5 protein-coding genes are annotated in these 12,700 nt (G+C 53.0%); all 5 read right to left on the reverse strand.

The annotated features are described in order from the left end of the window. Positions 1-365: 365 nt before the first annotated feature. On the reverse strand, positions 366-6,755 hold the full coding sequence (locus B9T62_RS25450; protein ID WP_087917838.1) for an S-layer homology domain-containing protein: 6,390 nt from the start codon (positions 6,753-6,755) through the stop codon (positions 366-368). Positions 6,756-6,771: 16 nt separating this feature from the next. After that, the gene (locus B9T62_RS25455) at positions 6,772-7,653 is read right to left on the reverse strand and encodes a carbohydrate ABC transporter permease (RefSeq protein ID WP_087917839.1); all 882 of its coding nucleotides are present in this window, start codon (positions 7,651-7,653) and stop codon (positions 6,772-6,774) included. Continuing rightward, on the reverse strand, positions 7,653-8,630 hold the full coding sequence (locus tag B9T62_RS25460; protein WP_087917840.1) for a carbohydrate ABC transporter permease: 978 nt from the start codon (positions 8,628-8,630) through the stop codon (positions 7,653-7,655). The genes B9T62_RS25455 and B9T62_RS25460 overlap by 1 nt, the downstream gene beginning before the upstream one ends. A gap of 33 nt (positions 8,631-8,663) precedes the next feature. Continuing rightward, complete coding sequence (locus B9T62_RS25465; protein ID WP_087917841.1) at positions 8,664-10,073, reverse strand: extracellular solute-binding protein; 1,410 nt, start codon at positions 10,071-10,073, stop codon at positions 8,664-8,666. 180 nt (positions 10,074-10,253) lie between these two features. Next, complete coding sequence (locus B9T62_RS25470) at positions 10,254-12,665, reverse strand: hypothetical protein (protein WP_087917842.1); 2,412 nt, start codon at positions 12,663-12,665, stop codon at positions 10,254-10,256. Between the last annotated feature and the right edge of the window lie 35 nt (positions 12,666-12,700).

The raw sequence follows: 12,700 nt of genomic DNA on the forward strand, positions 1-12,700 counted from the left end.
AGTAGTAACCACTTTCGCATCTATTTACGCCATTACGTTCCGGATTTACATTCTAAATCCTCGCGAAGACCTAAGTAGTAACTGTTTTAAAGGCTTTTTATTAACGCAAACCTTCCATCCAAGCATTCGGCCATTCGGCATCTGAAAGCCATTCATGCAGCAGCAACTGACGGATAATTCCATCTGTAGCCGACTGTCGTCTGCGTTTATTAAAGCAAAGAGAGAGCGCCCATTAGCCAATGCAACGGCATGGGTCGCTCTCTCCTGGGTCAAGGCTGACGAATAGTTGGTATTTCCTGAATCAGCAGTCCTATGGCTGGTGGGATTGCTTGTCGCTTCTTAGTCTTGTGTCCCTATTCTATTTGTTACTGTAAATGACCAAGCAGCCGGTAAATCACCGTTGCCGCCTGAGCCCGGGTCGCCTGACCTTCCGGCGCAAAGCTGCCATCTGTCATTCCGCTCATCACCCCACTGTTGCCCATGTATTCCACAGCTTTGGTGGCATACGAGGACACCTGGCCTTGATCGGTGAATGCCACAGAGACAACGCCAGTGCTTGCAGCAGCCTTACTCTCCGTGTTGTCGGTGCTGACCTCAATAAGTGCGAAGCGGTGCAGCATGACAGCCATTTCCTCACGGGTAATCTCTTCCTTCACCCCGAAGTTGCCGTCCGGCTTGCCTTTCACGATACCCAGCTTCTGAGCACTGGCTACTGGCCCGGCGTACCAGGCCCCGTGCTGCACATCCTTAAATGTGCTTGCGTCTGCCGGCTCAGCCTGCTCGAAAGTGTTCATCAGAATTGTGATAAACTCCGCACGGGTGACGTTGCCTTCCGGATTGAAGCTGTCCGGCGCCACTCCCTGAATGGCCCCTCTTGCTGCGAGTGCTTCAATGCTGTCTGTAGCCCAAGCGTAAGCGGCAGTATCCCTAAAGGATACATTGACATAAACCGCCGCATAACTTCCCCCATGGTTCAGGTTGAATTCCAATGTTCCGGCAGCGGCGTTATACTTGCTGCTCTTGACGGCTTCCAGCTCACGGCTTGCTTCCAGATGATACGCAACTACCTTGTGCGGATTCTCGCCGGATTTCAACGTATAAGGCAGAACTAGCTTGATGCCCTTCCCTTTCAGGACAGAAGCCGGAACAACTGTGCCGTCCACACTCAGCCGGAAGTTACTGAGCGCATTGTCACCAAGCAGCGCTCTTGCCTGCATGGGCAAGCTTGCCGGATCAACAGGGCTGACCGCAATCTCAAGCTTGCTGCTCTTTCCGTCCGCATAGGCTTTCAGGAAGCTGTCATTCAAGAGAACAGACGCCGCTCCCAGTTCGACCCTGAGCGTGCGTACCTCCTTAGCTGCAAGCAATGACTGCAGTGGAAGCTCTACCGCCACTTCCTTCGCACCAGCCGCTGCATGAACGGCCACCGTCAAGGTTCCGCCGGTTATCCCCTTGGCGGCAGCGTCAAAGTCGGCAGCTCTCAGCACTGCCCTGACGCCACCGCTCTCTGTGGCCGCTGCCTGCAATACAATGCTGCCTTGGCTTACGACAGCCGTTGCCGCCGCACTAGCTGAAGGCTTCGATGTTGGAGTTCCTTCCCCTGACCACAAGTTGCCAGGTGTCGGTGTCGCTGTCGCTGTCAACGTCGGCGTTGGTGAAGGCTTCACTGTAGGTGCCGGTGTTGCTGTAGGAAGCAGCTTCAAGCCGCTAATTGCCGCCTCCAACCGCTGCTGCGCCGCATCAACCTCCGCCTGTTCAGCCGTTCTGCTCTCCAGCAGCAGAACCGCGGCACTCACAGCCTTCTGAAGCGCCGTCCAGCTTGCTTCCGTGTAGAGCTTCTGCTCCAGCGCCCGCGCCTGCTCTAGCTTCTCTTCCAGCCTCGTCCAGTTCACCGCCGGAGAGACGGTGAACAGAGTCAACGTGTAGGTGGTAGCCGCCGTTGGACCCGCTGCCGAAGCTGTAATCTTGTATCCCGTTCGCAGCTCTTTGGCGAAGGTCAGCCCGTCAGCTTCATATACGGCAAAGGTTACGCCCTTCGCAACAGTCAGCCCCTCATTCAATTCTTCCAGCGTAGTCGTTTCCGGTACGATAATTTCTTTCGCCGCCTGGTCTACAACGCCGCCGGGAATTGTGATTCCGCTGATCAGCGCATGATGGCCTTCAACTGGCTGCAATGCTTCAAAAGCTGTTCTTAAAGCAATGTAGGCGGCATTAATATCACCTTCTGTCGCAGCCCCGTTCTCGTAAACGGCCCGGGCTGCGGTCAGCGCAGCATGCAGCGCCTCCCACTGCTCCGGCGAAGCGGTATATTGGTCTTCGTTCACCCCCGGATCTCCAGCCGTATCCATCATTGCCTTCAGTCTGCTTTTGTCATACTTAACAAAGATGCGACAGCTTGCCGGCAGATCTGATCCGGCAAGCTTGCCGGAAATAACAAAGTCTGTGGCAATAGTCAGCTTGTTAAGCGAGATGTCCTCCCACTGCACTTCCACCATTGCCTTATTCCCGTTAGCATAGGTCGCCAGAACCTTGGACGGCAGTGTGGGAACAACCCCTATTGTGGTATTTACCGAAATCTGCTCAATGCTGACAATTTCCCCAAAGCTGCCCGGATCAGCAATTTCCCCCTCAGGCTTGGCAGACAGCGCACGCCATTCTTTGACTCCTGTCCATGAACCCGGTTGTCTCACCAGCGTTAAGCGCAGCTTGTCCGTCTTCACCTCGTCGAACGTTACGGCATTGAACTCGCCTTTCACCTTGCCCTTGTCGCTGAGATGGGTTACAGGCACGAACTTGCCAGCTGTTCCGTCCCAATAGTCGAGGCTGTAATCGGCTGGTACCTGCACCCCGCTGCCATCATCATAGAAATACAGCGAACTGCCAGACAGGCTTACCGGCTGGCTCCAGGTATACTGCAGCCAGTGACTGTCTCCCGAACCGCCCCAGTTACCGTACTGCGTCTCCAATTTACTGTCGCCCAGACTATATGACGTATAGGGAATATACCCGTCGTTAACGCCATAGACTGACTCCCAGGCTGATGTATACGACGCGCTTGGCACAGCCAGCAATGCTGCATTACGGTAGCGCAGGCTGCTGATTGCAGCCCGTAGCTGATCGGTAGCCGACTTCACCTCTTCCGGTGTGTAGCTGCCTTCGTTCAGCAAGGCAGTCGCCACTGCCAGTGCCGCTTGCAGTCCTGTCCAGGAAGCTTCGGTGAAATCCTCTTGATTGCGGATCAGCTTGCCAGAATCGCGGTCGGCAAATTTCGCTGCCAGCTCTGACAGTTCAGCCGTGGCTACAAATACGGATATCGGCACATCGACTGCTGTATCCTTGTCTCCGTCACTAACCGTCAGCCGAAATACATAATCGCCCATGGTGGTGAACGTTGCCTTCAGCACCGCCTGATCCGCAGCATCCAGCTCCACTTCGCCTTCTCCGGAGAGCTGCTCCCAGTGATAGGTTAACCTGCCGCCCGGCAGACCGTCGTCATGGATGGCGGGCACCAGCGTCAGCGGGGTATTCTGTTCCACCTTCACCGGAGAATCCACGCTTACCTTCGGTGCCTTGTTCGCAGCGGGTGTGACCGTTAGCGCATTGTCATAGATTTGGATTTCCTTAATGCCTGTAGCCAACTCCGAGGCATGAGTCACTGTGACACGGATAGCTGCCGTATGAACCTTCCGGAACTCTACATTGTTATAGTTGGAAGCCACATACTCCGGATAACGGAATTGACCTTCCACCGGTTTCCAGGTGATTCCGTCCACATCCAGATACTCCACGCCGAAGGTCTGGGGTGTGCCGTAACCATCCGGAAGACGGTTGTTATAGAAGTAGACCTTCACATTGTCCACAGGCTTGCTGCCGTCAAACTGGAATGTGACGGTATCCGTCGCATTCGGCGAACCTCCAAACAAAGTGGTATTGGACGTATGAGCAATAGAAGCGATGGTTGAGCCGTCCACCAGATTGCCCAATGCTGAACCCGGCTCGACATACGTCGATTCGACTGATGTTCCGGCAGCAGCCGCAAAGTTCTCTCCATTATGAACGATGTCCACACCAGCCTTGTTGAACATATCGACCGTCTTCTCATGGGCAGCCAGCGAACTGTCATCTGCGCCCGCGAGAGGGGTAGCCTGGTCTTTTTGATACCATACCTCGGTATTGGAGTTATCCCCCACTGCTCCGGCAACATCGCCTTCTGGGAGCTCCACCTTGCCAGTTTCTGTATTGTAGATGATATGGGACATCTCATTGGTCGTCATGACACGCTCACCGTTAATAAACAGGGAATAGCCGGCCGGAATACCCTCATAGTGAGGAGTTGCGCTGTATTTGGCCGGGTCCTGCCAGACGATGGATAGATCCGCATCATGATAACGCACATTGTCCACCGCAAAATAATCGTAATCCACATTGATCGGCCACAGCTCAATTTGGCTGTCGGTTCTCGGCTGAATACCAGCCATATCCTCAACGACGGTATAGTTCATCATCCCGAGCGTATCGTGGTGAATCCACGCCCGCACCATTTCGCCGCTTGGTTTCGGAGGATTGTCCGGGGTCCACGGTGTGCCGAAGAAATAATTCTCCAGCCAGAAGAATTCATTGGAATCCAGGTGGTCGGTATTTCCCGGCTCCACCGTATGCAGCCAAGCTCCCCAGTCGAACAACGTTTTGTAAGTATCGCTGTTAATATTATCTACCGGATAATGACGCAAGGAAGCGCGTACGGTATTGATATAATTGCCGAAATTGCACCACGCGAACTGGTCCGTGCCGAAGGCATCCGTCTTGCCGTTCTTGAAATCCTCCACCCGTTTCATGATGCTGTTCTGGTCAGCCGTGAAGAAAGGAAAGATCGGATAATAATTGGGATCGGCATAATCGGTCAGCTGCGTCAAATATTTGGCCTGATAGCCATCCTCTTGTTCCGTAGGCACCACGCCGAAATTGAACACAAACATATTGTTATCCCGCCACGGATTGAATACATCCTTATTGCCGACAACCTTTTTATGCAAAAAGCTGCCTTCCCCGTTCGTATCCGCTGTACCGTCACTGTCAAAATCCTTGCCGTCAAACCACATATCCTGCAGAATTGTATGCTGAATCTTGCCTGCGGTATCATTCATACGGCCTGCATTCTCCGTATCTCCCAGCTGCTGATACATCTGAGCGGTGGCCACCGCATTGCCATAAGTGGTCGCAGAGCCATCCAGACGGGCATTGTTGCCGTTCCCGTTCCAATGCATGGAGACGGTGTCGCCGTCATTGCCGGTCATAGGACCGTGATTGTAGTAGACCAGATTCGGATCATTGCCCTTGAAGTGAGCCAGGGTGCCGTTCACATCATTGGCTGAGAAGTCTGCGAATTTCTTCAGGATTTCTTTCCCGCCGCCATAGATTTTATAAGCTTCCCAGCCGACCTGCGAACTGTTCTGCATCATATCCCAAGTCCAGATATTAGGCCGACCAGGATTGTTCTTGTAATTCTTATTCTCGGAATATTCCCCTTGCGCCAGCCAGGTGCCATAGGCATAGGATGGATCACGCAGCCACTTCAAGTCCTGCAGCGCCCACGGAACGCTGACTGTAATGCCATTGTTATAACCGAGTACGCCCTCCATATTCATCGGGAACTGCCAGTCATTGCCGGGAATGTTGGCCTCCAGCATATTAAAGCGGTTGCACCACCAGCGGTAGTACAGCACCTTCTTCACATTTTCATCAGGAACATCAATATAAGGGATATTATCTGCCCACCACTTGTTGTATTCCTGCACCTGGGCAGTGAATGCCTCGTTGTTTCCAGGCGCTGACTTGAACTCTTCATACTGTGTTTTGGAGCCGGGAATTTCATCAGCCAGCCAGCCCATGACCACTTTCTGTTCAAGCATTCCTCCAGCCGGGACCGTAATCTCCCGGACCAATTGATTGCCCGCCGCGGACAATCCGGTGCCGCTGAGATGCACGTCGACATAGGACATCGCCTCCACAACCTTCTGGCCGGACTTTCCGATCATCAAGGGCGCCGCTACGCGGTCCCCTATCAGTTCATCTCCCTCTGCCCTGGATACGAACGGAGATTTGACCGTCAATGTCAGCTTTACATCCCTGTCCGTTGGATTCTTGAATTCGAGCAGCGTGACTGCACTGTTGTAATTCGTAATGAATTTGCGCTGGTTAATCTCCAGATCTCCGCTTCGGTAAGTCTGGTTCTCATGGCTGGGATAATTCTTCCGTGCAGAACGTTCTTCCGTAAGATCACCCGTGGAGAGGGAAAGCGTATACATAACATCCTGATTCAACGTATCCGCATAATGCACGCTTCCCGCAAATCCCAGCTTCGAGTTGTCCTGTGTCTTCATGTACAAGGCGCTGCCCCGGCTGAAGAGGGTGTTCGCCCCTGCTTCATCATTCATGTTGTCGTCAGGGATGATGCCTTCATTGACAAGCAGCGAGTCCAGCCACGGCAGATCGGCGTTATCCTGCTTGAACTTGTCAAAATCAAAGCTCTCGATCGCCTTCATCATATCTCCGACAGTGGCCTGGCTGAAATCCACCTCTTCCGCTGCAATCCTGTTGCCCTCTTTCCATACCGGTTCCCCGTGATCCTGGCCCACACCTTCATGCACGAACCCTGTCGTGTAATTCGCCGATGCCGGCACGATCCCGCCATTCACCACTACTGCAGCGCACAGCGCTGCCACACAAGCTTTCTTGGACCATGTATTCCTGCTCATAAGTTACCTCCTCGTATTAGCCCTTGATTCCCGTCAATGCAATGCCTTCTACGAAATACTTGTTGCCAATCAGGAAAAACACCAGACAAGGAGTCGTAACAACCAGCGCGAGCGCCATCACCTGTTCATAATTCGGAATCCGCATTCCGTTCACAATGTACAGTCCCATAGGCAGCGTATAGTCAGCCTCTGTCTTCAAATAAATCATGGTATAGAAAAACTCATTCCAGCAGTTGATGAAGCTGAACAAGGCCACCACAATCATAGCGGGGCGGATCAGCGGGAGCATGATACGCGAGTAAATACGGAAATAGCCCGCACCGTCAATCTTGGCTGCTTCACTCAGTTCACCGGGAATCGTCATGAAGAACTGGCGGAGCAAAAAAACAAAATATGCATTGCCTCCGGCACAGAAAAAAGCGGGAATAATAAGTGCCGGCTTGCCGGCCAGTCCCATGGAGGTATAGAGCGAATATTGCGGCAGCAGCGTAACGGCACTCGGCAGCATCATGGTGCTGATGACCAGCGTAAACCATAGCCCGCGCAGCGGGAACCGCAGCTTGGCGAAGGCATAGCCGGCGAAGCTTGTCGTCAGCACCGTTCCGATCACATAAGGCACAACAATCGAAACGGAGTTCCAGAGCTGCCGCAGAAACTGGATGCGCTCCAGCCCCAGCCGGAAGTTGTCAAACCCCGGCGCACCCGGGAAAAAAACCGGTGGACGGGCCAATATTTCCGCGTGGTTTACGAAAGCGCCGCGCAGCAGCCAGTACAGAGGAAAGGCAAACACCAGCGCAAGCAGGAAGGAGAGTAGAATGAGCAGGACTTTCACCGCCTTGGTCCTGCTTTTGGCGCGCTTCAGGCTTGTATATTTCACAGCTGCAGATGATGCGTCCATTATCTCACCCTCTTTCTTGTGCCCATGGAATCGTCCTTCTTCAGCGCACCCTGAAAATAGAACAGAATACCGGTAATGGCCATTGTAATAAGGAAAACGATCCAGGCCTCGGCCGACGCCAGCCCGCGCATCCCCACCTGCACAAAGGAATGGTCATAGATCATCACGTTGATGAAATAGGTCATCCGGTCGGGGGCACCGTTTCTGGACAGCACCACACTCTGGGTATAAATCTGAATGGAGGTCATCATGCACATAATCAATTGAAAAAAGAGCACCGGCTTGATCGTCGGGTAGGTGACCTTGCGGAACTTGTGCCAGGCATTACCCCCATCCATTTCAATCGCCTCCAGCAGCTCACCGGGAACATCCTGCAAGGTGGCAATAAACACTACGATAGTTCCTCCGCAGGTCCACAAGCTCATGATGAATAGCGTTTCAAAAATGTGTACGGGATCGGTCAAAAAATCGATTGGCGGGATGTTCAGCTGCAGCAGGAGCCAGTTGACAAGCCCGCCTTTGGCCTGATTCTGCAGCAGCATCTGCCACACAATCGTAGTTGCCAGCATCGGAATGACCGAAGGCAGAAAGAATACGGCGCGCAGCATATTCCGGCCGAGAAACTTGCGGTTCAGCAAGAGTGCGACCAGAAGACAGAAGCCAATGACCAGCGCAACGTTAATAAAAGCGTAAACCAGCGTAACCGTCATTGACTTCTTGAACTCGGAGCCGGGATTGCTGAAGATGTAACGGAAATTGTCCAGTCCGATCCACTCCATAACCTGGCCGCCGCTCATCACCGTAATCTTGTGGAAGCTGTAGAACAAGCTGGCCAGCATCGGATACAAGGTTAGCACCAGGAAGCCGATAATCGCCGGTGCTGCGAATAAATATCCGGCCACCGCCTCTTTGGTGGCGCCTTTGGCATGCTTTTTGATAGATAAGGGTACTGTACCGGTCTTGCTCTCTGGATTCATAAGCCTTAACCTCTCTTTGAAAATAAGCTCTATTTATGAGACTTTTCCGCTCTCCCACAGCTGCTTGATGGTTGGCATAATGGCATCGTAAATCTCTCTGACACTCTTCTCCCCCGAAAGTGCCTGGTCAATGGATTTCTCGTATTCCGTATTCATCTTGAGATAAGCGGGAACATAATAGGCCGGCCACTGCACAATAGAATCCTTGGTAGTGGAATAGCTGAGAATCGTTTCCTTGGCGCTTTCTGGAAGCCCGGCTGTCCATTTGTCAATCAGCGCCGGGTCAGTGTACCAGTCCGCCTGGTTAGGCAGCCATGCACCGCTCTTCAGCAGATCTAATGCATTTTCCGGGTTAACCATATAGGCATAGAACTTCTTGGCTTCCTCAATATGCTTGGAGGTATTGTAAACCACCAGCGGAGCGCCTGCGTTCATCGTAACCGCTCTCTCCATCTTCGGCAGTACACCGACGCCGATATCATCATTGCCCTGGATATTGGCCAAATCCCACGAGCCGCTGACCGCCATCGCATAACCTCCGCTCAGCGCGTCAATGACCGAACCGGCACCGGTAGTCCATGAATACGTAAAGGGTGAAGCCACCTTGTCCTTGTTGATCAGATCAGCCAGCCTCTGAATGCCCTCCACCGATTGGGGAGAATCCCACAGGAACTCCTTGCCGTCCGGGGATACAATGCCGCCGCCGTTCGCACTTGCTGCCCAGAAGTGATGGAACTCGCGTCCTGCGGTGAATCCAATTCCATAATTCTCAGTCAGAGCGGCATTGAAGCCCTCATCAGCAGCACTCTTGCCCTTGGTATCGGTGGTTAGCTTCTTGGCATTGTCCACGAAGGTAGCCCAATCCCAGGCATCCTCAACCTTGGATGGCGGATAGGCGATCCCTGCCGCATCAAACTTTGCCTTGCTGTAATACAACAGCTCAAGCTGGTTGGAGAGGCCCACTCCGATTACCTTTTGCTCTGGAGAGTGAATTGTAATCGCTGCCAATTTCTCCGGAATAGACCCGTCAGCAAGCAGGTCGCCAATATCTTCGAGAATGCCCATTTCATTATATTTCTGAATATCACCCTCACCCATATAGCTGATATCCGGGAGTTCACCCGAGGCTAGGCGGGTCTGGATAAACGTATCGAAGGTCCCGTCCGCCGGCAGCACCTGAGCATTGATCTTGACTCCAGTGTCAGCGGTATATTTCTCTGCAGCTTCCTCCACGAGTTTCTTCTGTGCGTCATCCCCCCAATACAGCAATTCCAGCGTGATTCCCTCTCCAGACGTCGCTTCCTTGTCATTCCCGGCCTTTTCTGTGGCTTGGGCGGTATTGCCGCCTATGTTCTTTTCTCCATTGCCGGAACAGCCGGCAAGCGAAGCGAAGACCATTGTCAAAGCCAGTGACAGAAACAGAGTACGATTGTGAAACTTCATGTTGTTGCCCTCCCTTTTCTTATGATTCTATATAAAATGAAATTAAGAAAATGCCTATATAAAACCAACCCTCTCAGCTCTTTCTTCTGTTTGATTGGCTATATATCATTTCTTCCTTTCATTCTATAATCAGGTTTGTCCTATTCTTCGGTGCCGCTCGGCCCGCGCCTTACGACGCAATTACGTAGCGCTGAATACACCGTCCTGCAGCCTGACCTTGCGCTGCAGTCGGCCTGCGACGGAACGAAATTCCAGCTTGTCTTCAAGCAGCACGTATCTGGAGGGATACGCCGCATAACTTGTCACGGTCCAGCCGTCTGCTTCCTCGGCAATATATCCATTCACACAGCGCAGCTTGCCGCTGCTGTCCCTGTATAGATAGGCAGTCGTTCCGAAACCCAGAAGGTAGGCTACCAGTTCTTCTCCCATATCCCAATCATCCCCGGATGCATTGGAGAACAAAGAGGTGAACAACGGATCACTGTATGACACGAATACCGATTGTCCAAACCGGTTTCTCGACAGTTCAGGCATGTTCAGGTTAGGTGCGGCCACACTGTAGGTAGAAGCGGCTTCTCCCGCCTCAAGACGGCGGGGCGTAGAGCGCACATTCCAGTCGTAGCAATGGAACACGGCCATTGTGGACCGGTAGGCCGCCTCTAGGTATTCCGGGTTGCCCAGGTGCTCGTAGGCCACCCGCGCAGAGCCGGATACCAGTCCTCCCCACAGGGAGTGAATCATGAAAGAGAGGGCTTCCCACCAACGGTCCGGATTCTGCACCCTGTAATCATTACTGAACCCGATATTCGCCAGGATCAGCTGCCCGTAACGCTCGGCTTCATTCAGATGACCCAGATGGCAAAGTGTCTCGCAGGTTGGGCCAAAGCCGGCGTTATCATAGAAGTGCTCGGTAATCGCTCCCCCGAATTGCTGCACTTCAGTCTCAAGGTTCCTGCCGAAACGCTCCCACAGCTCCTGCAATTGACCCTGCCATTCCGCGAGTCCTTCCACCGCAAGTGTCTGCAGCAAATCCTGAATATACAGGGTGAAAATTCCGTTCAGCCCCGCCTCGTCTTTCTCCCGCTGCCTGGGATGGCGGTGCGGATTCAGCCGCAGACACATCACCTCGGCAGCCCATTCCAGATATTGCTGTGGCGGATGCAGCTTCAACAGGGCTGCATCCATCCTAGATAACAAGTAGAAGACATGAGCTATGTAATCCAGATCATAAATCCGGTAGAACCCGCCATACAAAGTGCGCGGGCGGCTCAGATCGCCGTCCTCGAACCAATGGGGCTTCATATCCAGCACGGCAGCAATCTCAGATTTCATGACCTGCTCCGGCACAGCAGCCGCCATCGTGTTCTTCATCAGCAGGAAGGTCAGCTTGCCAAGTGACTCGCCCTGATTGGATAACGGCCGGAAAGCATAGGGACGTTCGGACTCATCCGTTCCACCATAGCTTCTGGTAACCAGCCATTCCGCACGTTTCTCCAGTATACGGTCAATGGGCTCCAGTACATTCCACACTAAATAATCACTCCGTCCGTCTTCAAGCACCAGTTCAAGCTTGTGTTCTCCCGGTACACTGCGCTGCAGCGAGAGGGTATAGCTGCCCGTCCCTCCTTTAACCGCAGTGGCCTGAGCCGTAATATCCTCGCGCCGGATCTCCTCCGTTCCCGTTGGAGCACTGTGCAAATAAATCTCACGAATCGATTGTCCCTCCGTCAGCTCCAACTCAGCTTCAAAAAGACCGCCCTCTGTCAACACAGGGGTATAACGCCAACGGGGATGACCAAAGGCTGTCCCTTGACGGTAGAACGTATCCTGATCCTGGCAAGGAACAAAGGTATATTCCCAGTTGGAAGTCTGCGCAGGTTCCAGCTCGAGTGGGCGGTAAGCGTCACCATAAATCCAGTCAGTAGCAGCGGATAAAGGCATGGAGCTTCCGTCTTCCACCAGCGACAAGCGGTGATACAGCAGGCCGTCCAAGGAAGGCGACACCTGTTCAAGAAAGCGGTTACTATAACGACAATAGGAGCCTGCGGCAGCTGTGCTGCCCACCGTCTGGTAAATTCCCAGATGCGGTGCCTTATTACTGCGGCGGATAGCGGCAAACTTGGTGAAATCTCCGCCCAGATGGGGGAATACTGCACAAGACTCCTGCATATTGCGCATTACATTCTCATCCCTGAACATGATATAGGCGAGCGAGAACCAAACATGCAGCCCCTTAATACGCACAGACTCCTGTGAACGGTTGGACAGCTTAATGCTCCATCTGAGACGCTTACCCTCCAGGGTGTACAGGAATGTGAGCAGCACTGGATCAGCGTCGAACTCCACACTAAGACGATGCTCCCCTTCTTGCCTGACTCTCGGGTTAAGGTCCAGACTGCGCAGTGTTCTCCCATTCAGTTCCATCGTCCATTCCCCGAACAGTTTATCTTCGTCTCTATATCCAGTCTCGCGCAGATAACCGGGATTAATCACCCAGTTCATGGCCACAGGGTCTTCCCGCATCACCAGAGCTTGCATAGTCCCGCGGGCATTAAGCTCAATGCTGTATATTGCATTGCTGATAACCGTCATCGCCATCACCTCTTTCGCATCCTACCTTTAATCTA

This window comes from Paenibacillus donghaensis, assembly GCF_002192415.1.
Lineage (GTDB): Bacteria > Bacillota > Bacilli > Paenibacillales > Paenibacillaceae > Paenibacillus_AQ > Paenibacillus_AQ donghaensis.

Excerpts from the sequence above, each read along its gene's own strand:
- B9T62_RS25450 (WP_087917838.1), bottom strand. The coding sequence starts at position 6,755 with ATGAGCAGGAATACATGGTCCAAGAAAGCTTGTGTGGCAGCGCTGTGC.
- B9T62_RS25455 (WP_087917839.1), bottom strand. The coding sequence starts at position 7,653 with ATGGACGCATCATCTGCAGCTGTGAAATATACAAGCCTGAAGCGCGCC.
- B9T62_RS25460 (WP_087917840.1), bottom strand. The coding sequence starts at position 8,630 with ATGAATCCAGAGAGCAAGACCGGTACAGTACCCTTATCTATCAAAAAG.
- B9T62_RS25465 (WP_087917841.1), bottom strand. The coding sequence starts at position 10,073 with ATGAAGTTTCACAATCGTACTCTGTTTCTGTCACTGGCTTTGACAATG.
- B9T62_RS25470 (WP_087917842.1), bottom strand. The coding sequence starts at position 12,665 with ATGACGGTTATCAGCAATGCAATATACAGCATTGAGCTTAATGCCCGC.